22 protein-coding genes are annotated in these 20,448 nt (G+C 49.3%); 13 read left to right on the plus strand and 9 right to left on the minus strand.

Going from position 1 to position 20,448, the window contains the following annotated elements:
- Positions 1 to 10 precede the first annotated feature (10 nt).
- From QFX30_RS07200 to purC, 6 genes are read right to left on the minus strand one after another with little or no spacing between them, the layout of a single operon-like run.
- Positions 11 to 280: a signal recognition particle subunit SRP19/SEC65 family protein gene (locus QFX30_RS07200; protein WP_300490194.1), complete on the minus strand. Its 270-nt coding sequence runs from the start codon at positions 278 to 280 to the stop codon at positions 11 to 13.
- A complete protein-coding gene (locus QFX30_RS07205) occupies positions 280 to 1,077 on the minus strand; it encodes a uroporphyrinogen-III synthase (RefSeq protein WP_300490195.1) in 798 nt (265 codons plus the stop codon). Before QFX30_RS07205 ends, QFX30_RS07200 begins: the two co-directional genes overlap by 1 nt.
- Positions 1,043 to 1,759, minus strand: coding sequence for a uroporphyrinogen-III C-methyltransferase (gene cobA, locus QFX30_RS07210; RefSeq protein ID WP_300490197.1), 717 nt, complete (start codon positions 1,757 to 1,759; stop codon positions 1,043 to 1,045). Before cobA ends, QFX30_RS07205 begins: the two co-directional genes overlap by 35 nt.
- Positions 1,760 to 1,781: 22 nt before the next feature.
- Positions 1,782 to 2,432: a phosphoribosylformylglycinamidine synthase subunit PurQ gene (gene purQ, locus QFX30_RS07215; protein WP_300490200.1), complete on the minus strand. Its 651-nt coding sequence runs from the start codon at positions 2,430 to 2,432 to the stop codon at positions 1,782 to 1,784.
- Positions 2,433 to 2,435: 3 nt separating this feature from the next.
- The gene (gene purS, locus QFX30_RS07220; protein ID WP_300490203.1) at positions 2,436 to 2,690 is read right to left on the minus strand and encodes a phosphoribosylformylglycinamidine synthase subunit PurS; all 255 of its coding nucleotides are present in this window, start codon (positions 2,688 to 2,690) and stop codon (positions 2,436 to 2,438) included.
- Between the two features lie 9 nt (positions 2,691 to 2,699).
- The gene (gene purC / locus QFX30_RS07225) at positions 2,700 to 3,446 is read right to left on the minus strand and encodes a phosphoribosylaminoimidazolesuccinocarboxamide synthase (RefSeq protein WP_300490206.1); all 747 of its coding nucleotides are present in this window, start codon (positions 3,444 to 3,446) and stop codon (positions 2,700 to 2,702) included.
- A 131-nt stretch (positions 3,447 to 3,577) separates the two neighbouring features.
- Between purC and glmS the strand changes: the two genes are divergently transcribed.
- The 3 genes from glmS to QFX30_RS07240 all read left to right on the plus strand — a co-directional run bounded on the left by glmS (position 3,578) and on the right by QFX30_RS07240 (position 6,237).
- Positions 3,578 to 5,350, plus strand: a complete 1,773-nt coding sequence (gene glmS / locus QFX30_RS07230) for a glutamine--fructose-6-phosphate transaminase (isomerizing) (RefSeq protein ID WP_300490209.1) — start codon at positions 3,578 to 3,580, stop codon at positions 5,348 to 5,350.
- Between the two features lie 387 nt (positions 5,351 to 5,737).
- A complete protein-coding gene (locus tag QFX30_RS07235) occupies positions 5,738 to 6,067 on the plus strand; it encodes a hypothetical protein (protein WP_300490210.1) in 330 nt (109 codons plus the stop codon).
- 38 nt (positions 6,068 to 6,105) lie between these two features.
- Positions 6,106 to 6,237: a hypothetical protein gene (locus tag QFX30_RS07240; protein WP_300490212.1), complete on the plus strand. Its 132-nt coding sequence runs from the start codon at positions 6,106 to 6,108 to the stop codon at positions 6,235 to 6,237.
- Positions 6,238 to 6,268: 31 nt separating this feature from the next.
- Here the strand turns inward: QFX30_RS07240 and QFX30_RS07245 are convergent, their stop codons facing one another.
- Together QFX30_RS07245 and QFX30_RS07250 are read right to left on the minus strand one after the other, a co-directional pair.
- Positions 6,269 to 7,264 carry a glycosyltransferase family 2 protein gene (locus tag QFX30_RS07245; RefSeq protein WP_300490214.1) on the minus strand — a complete coding sequence of 332 codons (996 nt, stop codon included), beginning with the start codon at positions 7,262 to 7,264 and terminating at the stop codon, positions 6,269 to 6,271.
- A gap of 93 nt (positions 7,265 to 7,357) precedes the next feature.
- A complete protein-coding gene (locus QFX30_RS07250) occupies positions 7,358 to 8,494 on the minus strand; it encodes a glycosyltransferase family 4 protein (protein ID WP_300490217.1) in 1,137 nt (378 codons plus the stop codon).
- A gap of 105 nt (positions 8,495 to 8,599) precedes the next feature.
- Here QFX30_RS07250 and QFX30_RS07255 point away from each other — a divergent pair, with 105 nt between their 5' ends.
- The 10 genes from QFX30_RS07255 (at position 8,600) to argB (ending at position 20,195) form a co-directional block, all read left to right on the plus strand.
- Positions 8,600 to 10,963 carry a PAS domain S-box protein gene (locus tag QFX30_RS07255; RefSeq protein ID WP_300490220.1) on the plus strand — a complete coding sequence of 788 codons (2,364 nt, stop codon included), beginning with the start codon at positions 8,600 to 8,602 and terminating at the stop codon, positions 10,961 to 10,963.
- A 41-nt stretch (positions 10,964 to 11,004) separates the two neighbouring features.
- The gene (locus QFX30_RS07260) at positions 11,005 to 12,198 is read left to right on the plus strand and encodes an MnmC family methyltransferase (protein WP_300490223.1); all 1,194 of its coding nucleotides are present in this window, start codon (positions 11,005 to 11,007) and stop codon (positions 12,196 to 12,198) included.
- Between the two features lie 182 nt (positions 12,199 to 12,380).
- On the plus strand, positions 12,381 to 14,318 hold the full coding sequence (gene tgtA / locus QFX30_RS07265; RefSeq protein WP_300490226.1) for a tRNA guanosine(15) transglycosylase TgtA: 1,938 nt from the start codon (positions 12,381 to 12,383) through the stop codon (positions 14,316 to 14,318).
- Positions 14,319 to 14,672: a nascent polypeptide-associated complex protein gene (locus QFX30_RS07270; protein ID WP_300490229.1), complete on the plus strand. Its 354-nt coding sequence runs from the start codon at positions 14,319 to 14,321 to the stop codon at positions 14,670 to 14,672.
- Entirely contained in the window at positions 14,672 to 15,409 is a 738-nt protein-coding gene (locus QFX30_RS07275; protein WP_300490232.1) for a metallophosphoesterase, read from the plus strand. The genes QFX30_RS07270 and QFX30_RS07275 overlap by 1 nt, the downstream gene beginning before the upstream one ends.
- Positions 15,410 to 15,427: 18 nt before the next feature.
- Positions 15,428 to 16,453, plus strand: a complete 1,026-nt coding sequence (locus QFX30_RS07280; RefSeq protein WP_300490235.1) for a Zc3h12a-like ribonuclease — start codon at positions 15,428 to 15,430, stop codon at positions 16,451 to 16,453.
- On the plus strand, positions 16,453 to 17,658 hold the full coding sequence (locus tag QFX30_RS07285; RefSeq protein WP_300490275.1) for a hypothetical protein: 1,206 nt from the start codon (positions 16,453 to 16,455) through the stop codon (positions 17,656 to 17,658). The genes QFX30_RS07280 and QFX30_RS07285 overlap by 1 nt, the downstream gene beginning before the upstream one ends.
- A gap of 50 nt (positions 17,659 to 17,708) precedes the next feature.
- Positions 17,709 to 17,996, plus strand: a complete 288-nt coding sequence (locus QFX30_RS07290) for a hypothetical protein (RefSeq protein WP_300490238.1) — start codon at positions 17,709 to 17,711, stop codon at positions 17,994 to 17,996.
- A 40-nt stretch (positions 17,997 to 18,036) separates the two neighbouring features.
- A complete protein-coding gene (argJ, locus tag QFX30_RS07295) occupies positions 18,037 to 19,236 on the plus strand; it encodes a bifunctional ornithine acetyltransferase/N-acetylglutamate synthase (RefSeq protein WP_300490241.1) in 1,200 nt (399 codons plus the stop codon).
- Between the two features lie 77 nt (positions 19,237 to 19,313).
- Positions 19,314 to 20,195, plus strand: a complete 882-nt coding sequence (gene argB, locus QFX30_RS07300; protein WP_300490245.1) for an acetylglutamate kinase — start codon at positions 19,314 to 19,316, stop codon at positions 20,193 to 20,195.
- Between the two features lie 17 nt (positions 20,196 to 20,212).
- On the opposite strand, the gene QFX30_RS07305 is transcribed toward argB, so the two are convergent.
- On the minus strand, positions 20,213 to 20,448 hold a 236-nt coding region (locus QFX30_RS07305; protein ID WP_300490249.1), incomplete at its 5' end, for an isocitrate/isopropylmalate family dehydrogenase.

The following is a 20,448-nucleotide window of genomic DNA, read 5'->3' on the forward strand; positions in this document are numbered from 1 at the left end:
ATTCATACCCTCAGTTCTTCTTTGAGGACCTCACAAGCCTTGCAAGTTTTATGAGGAGTTCCCTCTTGCTCCCATCATATTCAACAATAACCCTCCCTGATGATTCCCACCATGAGGAAGGGTATGACTTATCAGATTCCATACGGGCTTCGAGCTGGAGTTTTTTTGCGGCTCTGAGTATTTCACTGGCACTTGGGGATTCAACCGCGTATTCAAGGGGCACCCTTCGCCCCTGGCTCCTTGACTTCCGTGAATCGAGATAGGCTGGCCATATTATCATTATTCACCCTCCATCATCCTCTCTGAAAGCTCGGCTAACATGTCCCTAACCGTGTACCTCTCTGGGATGACTGCATCAAGACCATACTCCTCGAGTTTTCTGAGGGTTATGGGGCCTATTGCAGCCACGTGTATCCCCCTGAGGGCATGGATAAGATCCCTCTCCTTATCACCTGCAATTTTAAAGAGGTTTTCCACTGTGAGGGGACTTGTGAATGTAACAGCATCCACCTCCCCCTTTAGTATACCCTCTATCATTTCCTCTGCAGGTGCAGTGTCCTCTGGTATCCCTGAGTGGTAGGCCTCTGCAACGAGGACCTCCGCGCCCCTCTCTCTGAGTCCACTCGGAAGAACCTTCCTTGCAGAGAGAGTCCTTGGAAGGGCCACCCGCATCCCCCTGAGGTCGTATTTTCTGAGGGCCTCCAGGAGACCCTCTGCGGTGTAGTCTTTAGGCACCAGGTCCACCATGAGACCCATCTCAGATGCTGCACGGGCGGTCTTGGGGCCTATAACTGCGACAATACAGTCATCCCTGAGTTTCTCATGAAAGTCCCTGCATGTGCTGAAGAGGGATTCAACAGCCGCAGGGGAGGTGAATATAACCAGGTCCCATTCAGGGGCCCTCCGGCACACCTCCCTGAGGGAATCTGTTTTCAGGATCCTCAGCTCGAGGGTTGGGGCGACGAGGGCCCTTCCACCGGCACACTCGATCAGTTTAACAGCAGCGGATACCCGCTCAGCGGGCCTTGTGAGGGCGATGGTTTTACCCCTGAGACCCTTTAATTTTCCGGTAGACATTAACAACCTCACCCACCACTATGATTCCAGGCGGCCTCAGATCCTTTTCTGCTATGTCCTCAAGGGTGCCGAGGATGACCCTCTCATCCTCTGTTGTCCCCCTCTCAATCACACAGACGGGGGTTTCAGGGGGCCGGTGCTTCATGATCTCCTGCATGTTCTCCCGCACGTTACCCACACCCATGAGTATTATGAGGGTGTCGGCCCTGTAATCCCAGTGAACCTGTTTTTCAGGTTTTGTAGGGTCCTCGTGTCCTGTGACAACAGTAAAGGATGTTGCAACGCCCCTGTGGGTCACGGGAAGCCCTGCAGATGTGGGTACGCCCACAGCGGAGGTCACGCCTGGAATGACCCTTGCCTCAACGCCGGCCTCCCTGAGGGCAAGGAGTTCCTCGCCACCCCTCCCGAAAACGAATGGGTCGCCGCCTTTGAGCCTCACCACGGTTTCATGTTTCTTACCTTCCTCAACAAGTATTCTGTTTATTTCATCCTGTGTTTTGTGGTGTTCACCGGCCTTCTTACCCACGTATATCAGTTTTGCATCTTCAGGGGCATATCTGAGTATCTCCTCACCTGCCAGCCTGTCATACACTACCACGTCGGCCCTCTCGAGAACCCTTATGGCCTTTAGTGTTATGAGTTCAGGGTCCCCTGGACCCGCCCCAACAAGATAAACCACCATGATAATCACCTTTTGCTCTGGATCAGATCTTCATTATGCCCCTGAAGAATTTGAAGCCGTCATCTGATCCGAGTATCATCTCTGAGGCCCTTTCCGGGTGGGGCATCACAGCACATACCAGTCCGGATTCATCGCAGACCCCTGTTATCCCATCAAGGGATCCGTTGGGGTTTTCACCGTGGAACTGCAGCATGACCTGATCGTTATCCCAGACCTCGCTGACGTTTTCATGGTAGTATCTCCCCTCTGCATGGGCAACAGGCATCCGTATAACCTCATCCCGTCTGAAGAGCCGTGTGAAGGGGGTTCTTGTGGTCTTAACCTGGATTCTGGTCCACTGGCAGTTGAATTTTGGGTGCTCATTGACGGTGAAGACCCCCGGGACAAGGCCGACCTCTGCCAGGATCTGTGCACCGTTACATATTCCGAGGACAGGTTTTTCCTCCTTCACCAGCTCCTTAACAGCGTCCATAACTGGGGTTATGGCTGCGATTGCACCTGCACGGAGGTAGTCCCCGTATGAGAAGCCCCCCGGGATTATAACCGCGTCCAGGTGTCCCAGGTCCCGCTGATTCCACCATACATATTCGGGTTCTGCCCCGGCAAGTTCCAGGACATGGTAAACGTCACGGTCACAGTTGGATCCAGGAAACCTTATTACTCCAACCCTCATGTTTCAGCCTTCCATTTCCTTTATACTGAATTCGTAGTCGTGGATAACAGGGTTGCAGAGGAGGCGCTGGCACATATCCTCCACCTCACGCCTGACATCCTCAGGGCTCTCCTCATCCATGGTGAATGTTATAATGTCACTTGTATCGGTATTTTCAACCTCATATCCAAGGAGTGCCAGGGCCCTTTCAATGGTGGACGCCTCCGGGTTGAGCATGCCCTTCTTGAGCCTTATTCTGACCTCAACCATAAATTTCATTCCATCACCTCAGATTTTAACGTTCCATCTTTCAATGTCTTTTCTGTCAAGTATCATCTCAGCAACTCTTCTGTAGGCGCTCACAACGCCCTCCTCTCCCCGGCGGAATATGTCCTTGTCCAGGGGTTTTCCTGTCTCCATCTCCCATAGACGGCAGGTGTCAGGGCTCACCTCATCACCCAGGCGTATCATTCCAGAGGGATCTCTTCCAAATTCCAGTTTGAAGTCAGGAAGAATTATGCCCTTTTTCCTGAAGAACTCCACAAGGACGTCGTTTATCTTAAGTGTCATCCTCCTTATCTCTGATATCTCGTTCCTGGTTGCTATCCCAAGGGCGAGGATTATGTCCTCATTGAGCATGGGGTCGCCGTGCTCGTCGCTCTTATAGTCCATCTGTATGATTGGGGGCTTGAATTCCTGTCCCTCAGTGAAGGGGAACCTTCTAACAATACTGCCCGCTGCAATGTTCCTCAGTATAACCTCTATGGGTATCATTTCAAGTTTCCTTGCGAGCATGCAGCCGGGTTCCAGGAGTTCCAGGTACTGGGTTGGTATACCGGCCCCCTCAAGGACCTCAAATATTTTGGCTGAGATAACAGAGTTATAGTAGCCCTTCATTTCAAGGGTGTCCTTCTTTTCACCGTCACCTGCGGTTATATCGTCCCTGAACCTCACTGCAACGATTTCAGGGTCATCTGTCATTAGAACATCCTTTGCCTTACCACTGTAGAGTGGGCCGTCTATTTTCACGTTCATGCTATCACTTTTAAAGCCTTGAGATTAAGTCTCTCCTCTAAGACTTATATATGTGTAAATCTTATTAGAGTTATATTACGATTCAGTTTATATAATCTTGTGAACCTTATCATGCTTCTAAGGGTGATTGAATGTGTGGCATTGTGGCTTGTATACTCAAAGATAACAGGGCGGCGCCGGTACTCCTTGAATGCGTCAGGAGGCTTGAGTACAGGGGCTATGACTCTGTAGGTATTGCAACGGCAGACCCAATGATAAATATCAAGAAGGACAGGGGTAAAATCGACGAGGTGGACTCAGAGCTGGATCTCGCTGATCTACCAGGCAGCATGGGGATAGCCCATGTCAGGTGGGCCACACATGGCCTTCCAACAGCTGAGAACGCCCACCCCCATACAGACTGCACTGGGGAGATAGCGGTCGTTCACAACGGGATAATAGAGAACTACATGGAGATCAAGGAGGAACTTGAATCAGAGGGCCATGTCTTCAGGTCAGAGACAGACACAGAGGTGATACCACACCTCATAGAGAAGTACATGGATGAGGGTATGGACCTTGAAGCCGCAACAGCCACAGCACTCAGAAAACTTAAGGGCGCATATGCCATTGCAGTCATATCCTCCAGTGAACCCGGCAGGGTTGTGGGTGCAAGGAAGGAGAGCCCCCTCATAGTAGGTGTTGGTGATGGCGAGTTCTTCCTGGCCTCGGATGTCCCGGCCATCCTTAACCATACCAAGAACGTCATATACCTGGATGACGGTGAGATGGTCATAATTGACGGTGATGTTAGGATAAGGGACCTTGATGGTAACACGGTGAAGAAGGAGGTCCATGTAATTGACTGGACAGCAGACATGGCTGAAAAGGCAGGATACGATCATTTCATGATCAAGGAGATACATGAGGAGCCAGGGGCCGTCAGGGACACACTCACAGAGATGGAGGATGTTATGCGGGTGGTGAAGGAGATAGGTGAGGTTGAAAGGGTATGCTTTGTTGCCTGTGGAACCTCCTACCACGCGTCACTGGTGGGCAAGTACCTCTTTGAGAGCATCCTGGGCATACCCACCGATGTCATCCTTGCAAGTGAGTTCAGGTACTCTGCACGTGCCCTCACAGACAGGACCCTTGCAGTGTTCATAAGCCAGTCAGGCGAAACAGCAGACACCCTCAATGCCCTGAGATCAGCAAATTCAAGGGCCAAGACCCTTGCAATAGTCAATGTCCTTGGAAGCTCAGCAACAAGGGAGGCCCAGCATGTCCTCTACACGAGGGCGGGTCCTGAGATAGGTGTTGCAGCTACAAAGACCTATGTGAGCCAGCTCACCATTATATACATGCTGGTGGCTGCTATGGGCGCCCCTGAGCTCATTGAGAAACTTGAAAGGGTCCCTGCTATCATGGAGGAGGCCCTTGGGGATGAGGATAATATAAGGAAACTTGCATCCCGCTACAGCAACGTGAGTGACTTTTTCTTCATAGGGCGTGGATTCTCCTATCCAACAGCCCTTGAGGGCGCCCTTAAACTCAAGGAGATAACCTACATCCATGGGGAAGGTTATGCTGCAGGGGAACTGAAACATGGACCCCTGGCACTCATAGATGATGGGGTGCCTGTTGTTGCAATCTCACCCCCCGGCCCATGCCATGATAAGACCCTGAGCAACGTTGAGGAGGTCAGGGCGAGGGGTGCGAGGGTTATAGGTGTTGGGAGCACCCTTGATGAGGCCCTCCGGAAGGAGGCCGATGACTTCATAGGTCTGAGCCCTGAGGTCGATGAGGTGCTCTCACCCCTTGTGTACATTGTTCCTCTGCAGCTGCTCTCATACTATGTGAGTGTTGAGCGGGGACTTGACCCTGATAAGCCGAAGAACCTTGCAAAGTGTGTAACCGTTGAATGATGGAGATGAGAGGAACCATAAAGAAGTACTATGGGGCCCTGAAGCTCTTATGCGGTCCTCACGGGTCTATTGTTCCCCAAGTTTTCAGTTTTCTCAGGCTACACACCCCCTGCTTCTTGCATTGCTGGTGTTCTCCCTTTTCATTGAACACAGCCTGGAGGACTTTGGAGGATCATCCACCACCCTCAGTTTCTTTGTCTGGTCTCTGTGTCCAATTTTCTGTTATACCCGTTCTGGGTTCCTTTTTATTAAAATATTCAACTTTAGCGGTGATATTGTCACTGGAATAATACTCCTCTCATTTGCACCATCCCGGTTGTTGCGGCCCTCTGGACGGAACTATCCGGTGGTGACGGCACCCCTGCCCTCTCAGCGGCCCTTACATCCATGTTCCTATCTGTTGCAGTTTACCCTGCTGTCCTCTACCTAATGGGTGTGGCATCACTTTCAGTGGCGTTCAGGGTATTTGAACTCCTTGTATTCACAGTGTTCCTGCCTGCAGTTTTTGCGCTTCTCCTGAAACTTGAGGAGGAGAGGTTTATAACTGCAGGGAAGACCCTTAACTTACTGTCGGCGATACTCGGGCTTGTTATAATCGTTGTCGCGGTTGCCCACATGTCAGGTTCAGTGAGAGCTGGGGGTGTCATGGAGATTGTCATTACGGTTTCTGTGATGCTACTTGCAGGTTTCACCTATGGCTTTATTCTCGAAGGCTGAGAGGGAATGATGGGGCCGCATATGTTTACACGGCGGGTATGCGTGATGGCGTGATCCCAGTTGGAGTGGCCCTCACCTACCTTTCAGCTGGAGCTGCACTTCCTGCCACGGTTTTACTTGTTGTGATTCCAGTATTCACGGGAATTGTTTACTATCTGGTTAGAGGCTGAGAATAGGATGGCAAACACCTTTAAGTAACAGTTATTCTTCAATTTTGGGGACCCTGACATTCCACCTCATTATGAGATACTCTTCAAGGTCGCTATCTGGAACCATCTTCAATTTTTTTCTTTTACGTATAATCTTGGCTAGGTTTCTGTATGCATCATACTTTGCTTTGAGGATGACAAACTTCCTTCTCTTCAGATTCAGGAAAACCTGCAGGATCTCTGTGAAAAGGAAAAGGGGGAAATACTTCAAGAGAAGTTTGAGGGGCATATTTTTGATGAAGGTCCATGTGTAATTTCTCCAGTTATGATAGACTGTGAAATCACTTACGAATGGGTTGGTACCACCCTTGTAGTGGTATACTATGGCATCTGGAGTGTACCAGGAGTCCCAGCCGGCATTCCTGAGTCTGAGTGCAAGATCAAAGTCCTCATAATAGGCAAAGAAATCCTCATCGAAATATTCGCCATCAACTTCGATATCCTCGAGGGCCTCCTTCCGGTATAAACAGGCACCGGCACAGCACCCAAGGATTCTGCTGTGTTCATCAAAATTTTCCACGGGTTCATAGGCGCCTCTGTTGAACCCAAGACCGTTCTTTGAGTATTCAAGTCCCGCTGAATCCATCAGATCCTTCTTCTGACCCCATATCATCTTTGCCTGAACGCTACCTATATTCTCACTTCCTTCGGCTTCTTTGATGAGGTTTTCTAGGAAATCCGGAAGAACCATGGTGTCATTGTTGAGGCAAACTATGTACCTGCACTTGGGGTCATCCATTGCAACCCTTATTCCCTGATTGTTTGATGCTGCAAATCCGCGATTTTCGTCATTTTCAATTAATAGGATCTTCTGATTGATTAGATCCCCAAAATTCTTTTTTATAAAATCAAGGGACCCATCTGATGACCCATTGTCAATGAAGACTATTCTGAAATCGGTGTACGTCTGTTTCATGATTGATCTGAAATATGCGTCCAGAAAGCTGAGCCCATTGAGGTTGGGTGTTATTATGTACGTTTCTGGCATAGGATCACTCTGTATGTGTTTTCAAGTGTACTGACAATTATGTACGTTTCTGGCATAGGATCACTCTGTATGTGTTTTCAAGTGTACTGACAATTATGTACGTTTCTGGCATAGGATCACTCTGTATGTGTTTTCAAGTGTACTGACAATTTTATCCCATACGAATTTCTCTTCGACAATCTTTCGCCCATTATACCCCATATTACTCCTTAATTTGCTGTTTGAGATGACTAGATTTATTTTTTCCTTGAGAGAATCTCTATCACAGGGTTCCACAAGAAATCCATTTTCACCATCATTTATAACCTCAACAACGCCCCCTGACCTGTATGCCACAACCGGCACAGAGCAGGCGTTCGCCTCTGCAAGAACCATCCCGAATCCCTCCCTTGTTGAGGGAAGTACAAGCACCCTCGCCCCTTTAATCATGGATATGACCTCCCTGTAGCTCAAATTGTGATGAAACGATACATTTGCACTGATTCCATATTCATCAACCATCCTTTTCAGTATGGTTCTCTCAACCCCATCCCCGATTATTTCGAGTTTCAGACCTGGAAACTCACTGCTAAGGGCCTTGAAGACTTCAATAAGGTGGTCGACATGCTTGTGGGGGGCGAGTCTACCCACAAATATTATGTAATCCCCATTGGCGGGTGGAGTGGAATCTATCAGTTCAAGGTCCACGCCATTGGGGATGATATATATACCCTCAGGGGATCTGCCATATACTTCCATCAGCGCAGATGCAGTGCTCCTGCTCACAGTGACGACACCATCGTAGGGCAGCCTCATGAGGATCCTCTCAAGGACTGACGCCAGCCCTGATGACTGTAACCACTGGTCTCCATGGGAGGAACTCACATCATGGATGGTTGCAACCATGGGGATTCCACGAAGTCTTGCTGCAAGGAGGGATGGTAGAAGCGGCGAGTATGTCTGGGCGTCTATTATATCGTAATCATTCCTGCATATCCATCGGAACACCGCCAGCATGAACCTCATAAAGTCCAGGGGTTTTCTGAGGGGAGGCTCCCTTATTCTGGGGCCAACATGATGCACATGGATACCCTCAATTTCCTCATGATCAGGGACGCCATGAATCTTCATTGAAATCACGTCAACCTCATGCCCCCTGCTTACGAGTCTCCTTGCAATTTCAAAGTATCGCCTTTCTCCTCCTCCATTGTAATGGGGTACAAAGAAATCTGACACTATTAGAATCCTCATAGAACCCACGTCTCACTTCCTCTAGATTAATTCTATTACCTGCACTTGTTCCTTAACTATATATCTATGATGGATAAATAGTAATAATAACACCCGGGTGGTCCTATGAATCCACTGGCCCTGATTTCAATCACTGCTTTTGTGACTGCAACCCTATCTGGAATATACATCTTTGTGAAGAACCCTAAGAGCCGTTTCAACAGGACACTCCTTGCTTTTTCGGCACTCGTCGCCTACCTTTCACTCATAGATTTCGGCCTTTACATCTCTGAATCCTATGGGATGGCAGCCCTCTGGGTCAAGATGGGGTTCCTCTGGCCATTCGTGGTCCCTGTGATCCTTCACATGGTAATGATATTCACGGGAAGAATGAGAAGATGGTACACTCTCGCAGCACTCTACGCACCGGCCTTTATATTTTCAGTCCTTGAACTGACAACCGGACTCATAACTGCGGGACCGCTGCTTACACCATGGGGCTGGACCTTCGCAGCATCCAGATCACCAGCATATGATCTTTCAACCATCTGGGGACTCGCCGTTGGAATAACTGCACTTATACTTATTGTGATTCACCTCAGGTCCTCCTCCAGTGAAGGGAGGACCCAGGGAGTCTACCTTTTCACTGGCCTCATGCTTCCCATTGTAACTGGATTTTTAACTGACCTCGTGCTTCCATTGATGGGCATTGAGGTCCCATCACTCACAAACACTGCTGCTGCAGCTGGAGTCTCCATCATAGCCTACGGGGTGCTCAGGTTTCACATACCAGTACTCAGTCCAATGAACGCAGCGATGGATATTGTGAGGAGCATGAACAGTTTTCTCATCATAACAGACCTTGAATTCAGAATATCCTATGTTAACCCTGCAGCCGAGAGGTTAACGGGTTTCAGTGCAGCGGAACTTCTGGGGAGGAGGATAGATGAGGTCATGGAATTGGATGGTAAACCATCTGAGATGATGGGATCCATGGTGGAGTCAGCCCTGAAATCAGGGGATGGTGTGGTACCCGTTGTTGTATCCGCCGGCCACATCCATGGAAGGGGAGGGGAACACGTGGGCCTACTCTTCACGGGATCAGATATAAGGCCGATAAAGGAGATGGAGAAAAAACTTAAAAGGAGGGAGGAACGCCTTGTGCTGCTCACAGAGCACATGGCTGATGGCCTCGGGGAATTTGACAGGAACTTCAAATTCAGATACCTCAGCCCGTCAGTGAAGAACATAACTGGTTACGGACATGGGCACCTCATCAACAGGTCCGCTATCGATTTTCTGGATTACGTGCACCCGGATGACCGGGAGAATGTCAGGGAACTTATAATGAGTGATGAGGAAATGCACAGGGCAACATTCAGGATAAAAAGGCCAGATGGAAGCTACAGGTGGGTTGAGTACGTTGACAGGCCCATCCGCAGAGATGGTGTTATCAGTGGCTACGTATTCGGCCTGAGGGATATACATGAACATAAACTCGCAGAGGAGGCCCTCAGGGTGAGCCGAGAGAAGTTCAGGGAGCTTTTCAGGAACATGAATGCAGGTGTAATCGTATTAAGTCCTGTGAAAGGAGGATTCAGGGTTTTATCCATGAATCCCGTCGCTGAGGAGATGGAGGGTGTCGTCTGCGGGGACGTGAAGGGAATGGAACTTGAGAGGGCACTTCCAGAAATCGCAGAGTCCAGCATCAGAGAAGCCCTTGAAAGGGTGACCGGGAAGGATGGACCACTGTACCTTCCTGAGGTTAAACATGGTGAGAGATGGCTTGAAGTGTACATATACAGGCTCTCAACCGGTGAGGTTGTCATAATATGTGGGGATATAACCCTCAGAAAGGAGTATGAGGAGATGCTGAGATCCTCCATAAAGGAGAAGGAGGCGCTGCTGAGGGAGGTGCATCACAGGGTCAAGAACAACTTCCAGATAATATCCAGCCTCATAAACCTCCAGTTAGAGGAAATCAAGGATCCAGCACCCCTCATGGACCTTCAGACCAGGGTTCAATCCATGGCCCTGGTACATGAACTCCTCTATGAATCTGAGGATATAACCAGAATCGACATGAGGCGCTACATTGAGAGGCTCACATCATCCATCCTGGACAGCTACCATGCAAGGGGGATAGAAATCAATGTCTCAGCCGAGGATGTGACTCTCCCCATCGAGACAGCCGTACCCCTGGGTCTCATAATAAATGAGCTCATCACAAATTCCGTGAAACATGCGTTCAGTGAGGGGGGAGAGATCACAGTGAAACTGGAATCAGAGGGTGATGACTTCATACTCACCATCTCAGATAATGGTGTGGGTTTTCCAGCAGACTTTGTACTTGAGGAGTCAGATTCACTGGGCCTGAAACTTGTAGGTGGACTTGTGGATCAGCTGGACGGGGACCTTGAAGTGGATATGAAGGATGGAACCCAATTCAGGGTAAGATTCTCGGTTGTGCCCTACAGGCCCAGAATATAGGAAGGGCAAAGTTTAAGTTAAAATGCATGGGATCATTTAACATGGTACTCACGCCAAGGGATGATGTTCTGAGGGCTGTTAGAAATTACTTTGAATGTGAGCGCCGGTATGGTATAAACAGGCGAACTGAAGCATGGCGTTCACTTTCAGATAGTTTCATAAGAACCGATGATGGCTCATACACCCTCGAGTCAGATTCCTGTGGGGAGGCCATGCACACCAGGAGCGGAGCCATAACAGAGTCCTTTGAAAAATTTGTAAGGCCCTCAGTACCACCTGATGCAGAGGAAATCCGGGTTCTTGACCTCTGTTCTGGCCTCGGCTATAACACAGCAGCGCTACTTGAATTCACCTCTGCTGGTGAGGTTACAGTGGACATGGTGGAGGTCTCCCCTGAAACCCTTGCAGCAGCCCTCATCGTCCCATCACCGGTAAAATCCCATGAGTTTGTCAGGGCTGCCTATGAGGACCGCCTGATGGAAATGGGAATCGTCGGCATGAGGGCATCATCCCCACCACCCCCTGAGGTCACCCTGCAGGTTCACTGTGAGGATGCAAGGGAGACGCTACAGAAACTTGAGGCTGAATACTATGACGCCATCTTCCTTGACGCATTCAGTCCCGGGGTTTCACCTGAACTCTACACTGTGGAGTTTCTATCACAGATAGCCAGGGTTATAAAGCCAGATGGAGTCCTTGCAACCTACACCTCCGCTGCTCCACTGAGATCCGCCCTTATAGAGGTGGGGTTCCATGTTGGTGCCGGCCCGGTATTTGGAAGGAAATCTGCAGGCACACTGGCCTCAATGGATCCCTCAAAGATTAAAGAGCCCCTGGACTGGAGGGATGAGAGGATGGTGGCCCTCAGTGATGCAGGGGTACCCTACAGGGATCCCACACTTTCTTCAGATGGTGAAACCATAATTGAGGGGCGTAGACTTGAACGCAGGCTCGTTCGCGGTGTTACAAGGATATCATCCGCCGTTAAAACCCCGATCTACCTTGGGGGTTCCGTTGAAGAGGGCAGGATCGGGCGCAGAGTCAGAAGGAACCTTGAAAGGATGGGTATCTCCGATCTGAAAGGAGGGAAGGCACTCTACATAATATGTCCTCAGATGGATGAATGTGTATGTGGCTGTGGAGAGGAAAGGGTGGCAACATCCAGGGAAAGGATAATGTCAATGAGAAGGAGACTACTGGAAGTGGCCGGTTGCAGAGGGATAATAGAGGGATAATGCAATCTGCTAGTTTTTTACTGTTCCACTGTAAATTCATATATAAAACGATTCAATGCGTTAGTATGATTTGATGATTCATATCTGGGGCTTCATGGGTTTATGTTAAAATAATGAGATATCGATGATTTCATATTTTCGAGCGATCCAATGAGTTTAATGGCTTAATACGGGAGGATTTCATGTTTGAGATAAGATCAAAGGACAACCTGGGAAGAACAGGTATCCTCAAGACAGAACACGGAGAGGTCAGGACACCGGCACTGATGCCGGTTATACATCCAGGTAAGCAGACCATTGACGTTAAGAGGTTCGGCGCTGAGATCGTGATAACCAATGCATACATAATCTACAGGAACCCTGAACTCAGGGAGGAGGCACTGAAAAAGGGTGTCCATGGACTCATAAACTTTGATGGGCCCATAATGACGGATTCGGGTTCATTCCAGCTCTCAGAGTACGGCGACGTTGAGGTTGAGAACCATGAAATAGTCCGCTTCCAGGATGAGATAGGAACAGACATAGGTACATCACTGGATATACCGACGCCGCCTGGTGTGAGCCACAGAAGGGCCCTTGAGGAGGTTGAAGTCACACTTCAAAGGGCCAGGGAGTCCCTTGAGTACAGGGAGAGGATGATGCTCAACGCCGTTGTACAGGGATCAACCCACCCTGACCTCAGAAGGTACTGCGCCTCACAGCTTGCAGAGCTCCCGGTGGAACTCCACCCAATAGGTGCCGTCGTACCTCTAATGGAGTCCTACAGGTACAGGGAACTGGTTGACGCTGTACTGTCCTCTGTTTCGGAGCTTCCACCATCAAGGCCAAGGCACCTCATGGGGGCGGGGCATCCAATGATATTCGCCCTCGCCGCCTCCATGGGATGCGACCTCTTTGATTCGGCGGCCTACATACTCTATGCAGAGGATGGCCGCCTTCTGAGCACAGAGGGGACATATAAACTTGAGAATCTCCAGGAGATGCCGTGCTCATGCAGGGTATGCACGGATTATACCCCATCGGAGCTCCGGGGGATGGAGGCTGAGGATAGAAGGAACCTCATAGCTGAACACAACCTCCATGTGAGCTTTGCAGAGATAAGGAAGGTCCGCCAGGCAATTTATGAGGGGAGCCTAATGGAACTTGTTGAGGAGAGATGCAGGGCACATCCAAGGCTCCTTGAGGGGTACAGGAGGATGTCGGCCTACGTTGAACTCTCTGAGAGATTCGAGCCAAGGTCCAAACGCTCAGCATTCTTCTACACTGGACCAGAATCACTGGGGCGTGTTGAGGTTCACAGGCACCTTCGGTGGGCTAAGAAAAACCTGAAGGGAAGGATGGCCATCATAGGCCCGTCAAGGAAACCCTACTCATCCAGTTTACCCTCCACTATCAGTGGCTTCCGCTCAATGAAGCCCCAGCTGGATGGTGAGTGGAGTGTGGTGGTTGCAGACATCCCCTTTGGCCTCATACCCCTTGAACTTGACCAGGTCTACCCACTCGCCCAGAGCGATGCGCCGGGTATCATGGACCTGGAGGCCAGGCACTTCCTGAGGGAACTGATACTCGACCTTGAAGGGGATGTCATCATCAGTGAGGACCTCTGCAGTGAACTTGGACTTCAGCTTCCACACACCTACTCCGGGGAGGTGAAGACCTATGTTGATGACCTTGACCGTATAAGGATGATTGCAGAGTACCAGTTCGGTGAGGGATCAGGTAAAGTGCTGTTCCCTGATGATGTTAGGATTGAGAGGAGCCGTAACACAGGGAAGATAAGGCACATATACTCAGGAGAGAAACTGATATGCACCATGCGGGCATCTGACGGCCTCTTTGTGCTCTCAGCCGAGGGTGCCAGGAGGCTTCATGATGGCACAGCCTACCCCCGCTGCAGGGTGGCTGTGAATGAGGAGTCTGAACCATTTGCAAGGGAGGGCAGGAGTGTATTTGCAAAGTTTATAATTGACTGCGACAATAATATAAGGGCCGGCGATGAAGTTTTAATTGTTAATGCTCATGATGAACTTCTGGCCACAGGCAGGGCCCTCCTCTGTGCCGAGGAGATGATGGACCTCAACCATGGCCAGGCAGTTAAAACCAGAAAAGGAGGCTTTTGAATGATACCGGGCATGGGAATGAACCCGAAGCAGCTGAAACAGATGCAGAGGGCCATGAAGCAGATGGGAATGGATATGAAGGACCTCCGTGGTGTTGAGGAGGTCGTGATCAAACTCAAAAAGAAGGAGATCATAATAAAGAATCCCCGCGTGAATGTCATGGAGTTCATGGGCCAGAAAACCTATCAGGTGACAGGTAAAGCCCGTGAACGCGACCTTGAAGCTGAGGTTAAGATACCTGAGGATGACATTGAACTTGTCATGAACCAGACCGGCGCAAGCCGGGAGGAAGCCACCAGGGCCCTTCAGGAAACCGGGGGTGACCTGGCAGAGGCCATTATGAGGTTGAGCTGATGGTCTTAATAGCCCATATCTCGGATCTCCATGTGGGCGCACCCAACTTCAAGGAGGACATACTCCTTGAGGCCATAAGACAGATAAATGAGCTTAAACCTGACGCAACCGTTATAACCGGTGATCTTACAGATAACGGTTACTACCTCGAATTCCTGCAGGCCGCTGAGTACCTCAGCGACCTCAAGGGTCCTAAAATATTTGTTCCAGGGAACCATGATGCAAGGCATGTGGGAAACGAGACCTTTGAGGATGTCTTCAGGTACAGGAAGGGGACCTTTGTGATGGATGACCTCACAATAATAGGACTTGACAGCAGTGAGCCTGATCTCGACTATGGCAAGATAGGGAGGTCCCAGCAGATCTGGATGGAGGAGGAACTTGAGAGGGCCTCGGAGAGGGGACATTTCAGGGTTATAGCCCTCCACCACCATATAATACCTGTTCCCAAGACCGGTCGTGAGAGAAACGTCCTTGCAGATGCAGGGGATATACTCTATTCAATAATCAGGAAGGGCGCTGACCTTGTGATATCGGGCCACAAGCATGTCCCCCATGTCTGGAGGGTTGAGGACACGTTCTTTGTAACCGCCGGGACGGTTTCATCCCTTAAACTGAGGGGTAAAGATATTAATTCATATAATACATATTACATTACTGAGGATTCTATAAGAGTATTTCTCAACCAGGTTCAGGGAGAAAGGATTGAACTGGCATCCCATAGCCTGCGGGAATAATTTCATTCAGGTGGTTACTTGAGGGTAATTATAGATGCATCGAACGTCGCCCATTCAAGGAAAAACGACGATAATAGGCCATGCATAGATAATATACTGTCAGCAGCAGAGGAGCTTGAAAAACTCGGCTATGAACCTGTTATAATTGCCGATGCATCCCTGCGACATGAGATAGATGATAAGGAGAAGTTTAAGAAACTCCTTGAGGAGGGGAAATTCCAGCAGGTGCCCTCAGGTACCACGGCTGATCACTTCATACTCAAGATGGCCGAGGAGGAGGATGCCAAGATACTCTCAAATGATGTGTTCAGAGAGTATAAGGACGAGTTTCAGGACATAAACAGCAGGAGGATACCCTACACATTCAGGGATGACAGGATCCTCATAGGGACATCTGGAAAGCCAAAGAAGGTTAAGAATATTCTCCAGAAAATCTGTAACGAGGCCCTAAATGAATTCGAAAGGAAAAGGATAGACTCATATAAGGCCAAAAGGGGCAAGAAACTCAGCGGTATAGCCATAGCCAAGGAGGCCATTGACAGGATAAGGAGGAGTCAGGAGGAGGGCCTGGAACCCAAACTTGAGGGTATATTCATGAAGCTCCCACTCTTTGAGAAGTTCATGAGTATGGTGGAGGAGGTGGAGCGGACCAGCAACTATATCATATTTGTTCTGGTGCACCCGAGGGACTACAGGGAGGCGGTGAAGTACGCTGGCAACATTGCTGTTACGGTTGGTGACAGACTCAAACTGGAACACGCCCCCCTGGTGGCTGTAAGGAATGACCTCTTCCTGAAACCAGGAACCTTTGAACTTAACATAATGTACTCTGAGGAGGTCATGGAGGAGGCCCCCTACAACGTCAACATAACCATAAATGATCACGATTACAGTTTTGTTAAGAAAAATTCAAGGAACATAGCAAGCACAATCGCAGCCAGGATAGGGTCATGGAGGTTCCCCATAGTGTCTGTTAAACCAAGTATGCTGCTTGAGAAGCCAGGGGAATTCGACGTGGTTCTTGAGAAGGGAGGCAATGATTGATGGTCATGGATTACTTGCTAAGGAAGATACTGGGTTTTTTCATTGGACAGAGGGTTCTGAGTATCGGGACCAAGTACATGCCCACTAACAGTACAGAAAGAGAATATGTGGACATGCTCAACTACACAAAGACGATGCTTATAGAGATAAAAAGGGCCCATATCAACACCAGCAACATCTTCGATAACCTCATAAGGGAACTTGGCACCGACAACATCCCCAAGAACAGAAAGTTCATTGAACTCAAACCTGCAGAGGACAGGGTTGACGAGTATGCGCTCCTTAGCAATATAATAATGGGAAGCGACCGCTACCTATACATTGAGGTCTTCAATGGCGGAAGAGTGATGGATGAGTTCGTGTCCATAATAGAGGAGGAGAATGGGAGGATCATCGAGAAGAGTTCAAGTGAGATACTAGCAAGGTTCCTCTCCAAGAACGACGCCATAAGGGTGGCCATAAAACTGATAGGTGCAGGAAGCAGAAGGGGGATAAATGTAAGGGCTGCTGTCGGGATGACCGGGGCAGCGGCAATTGAGAGGGCCATAAACCTCAACAGGGAGATAGGTGAGGTTCCGGGTGTTGGCTTCACGAAGCTAGGAGGTGAATTTGCGATAATATTCACCAGTGAATTTGAACCACTCTCAGGCAGCCCATCATACCGTGACAACTACCTCTTCATTGACATCATCGACTCAACAGGCTTCATAGAAAGGTTCGGCCGTGACAGCCTTGTTGAGATAATGAATGATATAAAGGCCTACATGGAGAATGACTGCAGGGGAAAGATCGAGGGTTACCGTGAGGGCGGGGACGACCTTATAGCAAACTTTCCCACAAAGGACATGGCTCTGAGGGCGGGTATAGATTCTGCATGGCATGCGATGGATAATGGTGCCAACATAAGGGTTGGTATCGGGAAGACCAGGCGGGAGGCCGGTGAGAGGGCCCAGATTGCCGATAGCATAAAGCTGTGGAACCCAACATCAATCATGATCTTTGATGTCGCGGATGGGATATACGGTTACTTCATTCCATCACCCTTCACAAGGTCTGTTATCGACTTTCTGATGCATAAAAAGTCTGTGGCGCTCCTGGTGTTCGTCTTTGTATTTGTGGCAACCTTCCTTGGCTGGAATATGGGGCACTGGGAGTTTGGTCTTATCGCAATCCTTCTTGCTGTTATCTATGCTGTCACGGCATGAAAAGGAAAGTTATTTAAGAGTACTTCAAGATAATATAAGGGGGAATTGAAATGAGACCTGAAACCGAGGCTAAAATTATTGTTAGCTTCCTGATTTCCCTAATAGCATTTGGCTGCGGGTCAGGTCTGGGCATTTTTATAGGTCTTTCCAATGATAATATTACTGCAATGGATATTAACGATACTCCATCCAGTGATGTCCAGCTCTCCCCCAGCAGCACCAACCACCTGCCCCTGAATGGGATAAAGGATCGTGGCAGGGAGGAAGTCCAGAACAGTTACGGGGAAGTCAACGTTGTTAACAGCAAGCAGGGATCCTCCAACAATACAACCTTCTGAGAGGGTCCCAGTGGACTTTTTTTGGCAGGGAGTGGATACTATGAAAATCAGGTTCATTGAAGGCGGTGTCTGCGCTGTCGATGGAGTGCTTGCGGCGGGTTGCCGTGAAGGTAAATATGGCGTTGGGCTTATTGTCACCAGAAACGCAACTGCAGCAGGTGTTTTAACATCCAACAGGGTCCGGGCAGAACCTGTTAAACTTACGGAGAGGGTCCTTGAGGGTGGCAGAATTTCAGCCATAGTTGCAAACAGTGGAAACGCCAACTGTTTTACAGGAAAAGAGGGGATGGATGATGCCCTCAGTATGGCCAGGGTAACAGCCGAGTCCATCCAGGCAGATGAAGGGGAGGTTGCGGTTGCATCAACTGGCGTTATAGGAAGGAGGATGCCCATCAGGAAGATCAGATCCCTCATAAGAAGGGCTGCAGATCAACTTGAAAACTCCCCTGAGGCCTCAGGAAATCTTGCATCTGCAATAATGACCACGGACACATTCCCCAAGGAGATTGCAGTGGAGTTCCAGCTTGAAGATGGCGAAATAGCCCGTATAGGGGCGGTTGCCAAGGGTTCAGGTATGATAGCCCCAAATATGGCCACCATGCTCTCCTTCATAACAACTGATGTTGATGCATCACCTTCAGAGCTCAGGGAGGCCCTCAGGAGGGCTGTTGACGACAGCTTCAACATGCTCATAGTGGACGGTGATGAGAGCACCAATGACATGGTTATAATAGCATCAACCTGCAGATCAGGGAGGATAGATGAGAACTTCACTGAGGCCCTGGGGGTCGTCTGCAGGGAACTTGCCCGTATGATGGCCCGTGACGGTGAGGGCGCCACCAAATCATTCCAGGTTGACGTGGTGAATGCCAGGACAAGGGAGGATGCAAGGAGAGCCGCCAGGGCAATCGCAGGTTCATCCCTCGTTAAGACGGCAATATTCGGTGCCGACCCCAACTGGGGGCGTATACTTGCGGCTGCAGGATATTCTGGTGCAGAATTTGAACCCGACAGGATAAGTGTGATACTTGAATCTGAGAGCGGATCTGTGGGGATAGTCGAGGAGGGGGAGGTCCTTGCATTTGATGGCACACCTGAACTTGAACTTGCAGAGAGGATAATGGGTGATGATGAGATAAGGATAACAGTTGACCTCAACGCCGGCAGTGAATCGGCAACTGCATACGGCTGTGATCTCACCTACGACTATGTGAGGATAAATGCTGAGTACACGACTTAGTATGAGGCTGAGGATAGATACCGAGTATAGGACCTGAATTAGGATAATGCCAGATATAAAGATTATAGGGTGTTTGAATGAAGACCGTTAACATTCTGGTGGAGGCACTCCCCTACATAAAGAAGTTTCACAAGAAAAAGATAATGATAAAGTATGGCGGCCACGCCATGATAGATGAGGCTGCCATGGACTCAACCGCACGGGATACTGTGCTCTTGAAGTATGTGGGTATGGAGCCAGTGGTTGTCCATGGAGGCGGCCCTGAGATTTCAAGGGCCATGAACAAGATGGGCAAGGAGCCAAAGTTCATAGAGGGCCTCAGGGTTACGGATGAGGAGACCATGGAGATAGTCAAGATGGTACTTGTGGGTAAGATAAACACGAGCATCGTCTCAAAGATATGCTACCATGGCGGAAGGGCCATAGGACTGTCAGGTAAGGACAGTAACCTTCTCCTTGCAAAAAAGAGGGCGCCACATGTTGTTAAGGATGCTGAGACAGGTGAGAAAAGGGAGATAGACCTTGGACTTGTGGGTGAGATTGAGTCGGTGGACCCCGGCATAATCAACATGCTCACAGATAACAACTACATCCCTGTGATATCACCCATAGGTGTTGACAGGAACGCCAACACACTCAACCTCAATGCAGATACGGTTGCAGGTGAGGTTGCAGCGGGTATAGGGGCAGAGAAGCTTATAGTCTTAACAGATGTGCCTGGAATACTCGAGGACCCCTCAGATCCCGACACCCTCATAAGGAAGGTGAGTGTTGATGAACTCAGCGACCTTGTAAAGAGCGGTATAGTTGAGGGGGGAATGCTCCCCAAGACACTCACATGCATACAGGCCATAAATGATGGTGTCTCATCAGCCCATATAATCGATGGAAGGGTTGAGCACTCACTTCTACTTGAAATATTCACAAAGAAGGGAATCGGGACCATGATAACTAGGTGATTGCTTCGTGTTCTCTTTTAGTTTTTATCTAAATTATCTAATTCTTCTTTCACGGCACGGGCCATCTCCATGGTACTGGCACTTCCCCCAAGGTCCGGCGTCATTATACCCTTAAGGAGTGTCCTCTCCAGTGCTTCCTGTATTTTCTGTGCTTCCTGTGTTTTGTTGAGGTGTTTTAGCATGAGTGTTGTTGTGAGTATCATGGCTGTGGGGTTTGCTATGTTTTTTCCGGCTATCTGGGGTGCTGATCCGT

The organism is Methanothermobacter sp., from assembly GCF_030055435.1.
In the GTDB taxonomy this organism is placed as follows: domain Archaea; phylum Methanobacteriota; class Methanobacteria; order Methanobacteriales; family Methanothermobacteraceae; genus Methanothermobacter.

Excerpts from the sequence above, each read along its gene's own strand:
- QFX30_RS07200 (WP_300490194.1), bottom strand. The coding sequence starts at position 280 with ATGATAATATGGCCAGCCTATCTCGATTCACGGAAGTCAAGGAGCCAG.
- QFX30_RS07205 (WP_300490195.1), bottom strand. The coding sequence starts at position 1,077 with ATGTCTACCGGAAAATTAAAGGGTCTCAGGGGTAAAACCATCGCCCTC.
- cobA (WP_300490197.1), bottom strand. The coding sequence starts at position 1,759 with ATGGTGGTTTATCTTGTTGGGGCGGGTCCAGGGGACCCTGAACTCATA.
- purQ (WP_300490200.1), bottom strand. The coding sequence starts at position 2,432 with ATGAGGGTTGGAGTAATAAGGTTTCCTGGATCCAACTGTGACCGTGAC.
- purS (WP_300490203.1), bottom strand. The coding sequence starts at position 2,690 with ATGAAATTTATGGTTGAGGTCAGAATAAGGCTCAAGAAGGGCATGCTC.
- purC (WP_300490206.1), bottom strand. The coding sequence starts at position 3,446 with ATGAACGTGAAAATAGACGGCCCACTCTACAGTGGTAAGGCAAAGGAT.
- glmS (WP_300490209.1), top strand. The coding sequence starts at position 3,578 with ATGTGTGGCATTGTGGCTTGTATACTCAAAGATAACAGGGCGGCGCCG.
- QFX30_RS07235 (WP_300490210.1), top strand. The coding sequence starts at position 5,738 with ATGTTCCTATCTGTTGCAGTTTACCCTGCTGTCCTCTACCTAATGGGT.
- QFX30_RS07240 (WP_300490212.1), top strand. The coding sequence starts at position 6,106 with ATGCGTGATGGCGTGATCCCAGTTGGAGTGGCCCTCACCTACCTTTCA.
- QFX30_RS07245 (WP_300490214.1), bottom strand. The coding sequence starts at position 7,264 with ATGCCAGAAACGTACATAATAACACCCAACCTCAATGGGCTCAGCTTT.
- QFX30_RS07250 (WP_300490217.1), bottom strand. The coding sequence starts at position 8,494 with ATGAGGATTCTAATAGTGTCAGATTTCTTTGTACCCCATTACAATGGA.
- QFX30_RS07255 (WP_300490220.1), top strand. The coding sequence starts at position 8,600 with ATGAATCCACTGGCCCTGATTTCAATCACTGCTTTTGTGACTGCAACC.
- QFX30_RS07260 (WP_300490223.1), top strand. The coding sequence starts at position 11,005 with ATGGTACTCACGCCAAGGGATGATGTTCTGAGGGCTGTTAGAAATTAC.
- tgtA (WP_300490226.1), top strand. The coding sequence starts at position 12,381 with ATGTTTGAGATAAGATCAAAGGACAACCTGGGAAGAACAGGTATCCTC.
- QFX30_RS07270 (WP_300490229.1), top strand. The coding sequence starts at position 14,319 with ATGATACCGGGCATGGGAATGAACCCGAAGCAGCTGAAACAGATGCAG.
- QFX30_RS07275 (WP_300490232.1), top strand. The coding sequence starts at position 14,672 with ATGGTCTTAATAGCCCATATCTCGGATCTCCATGTGGGCGCACCCAAC.
- QFX30_RS07285 (WP_300490275.1), top strand. The coding sequence starts at position 16,453 with ATGGTCATGGATTACTTGCTAAGGAAGATACTGGGTTTTTTCATTGGA.
- QFX30_RS07290 (WP_300490238.1), top strand. The coding sequence starts at position 17,709 with ATGAGACCTGAAACCGAGGCTAAAATTATTGTTAGCTTCCTGATTTCC.
- argJ (WP_300490241.1), top strand. The coding sequence starts at position 18,037 with ATGAAAATCAGGTTCATTGAAGGCGGTGTCTGCGCTGTCGATGGAGTG.
- argB (WP_300490245.1), top strand. The coding sequence starts at position 19,314 with ATGAAGACCGTTAACATTCTGGTGGAGGCACTCCCCTACATAAAGAAG.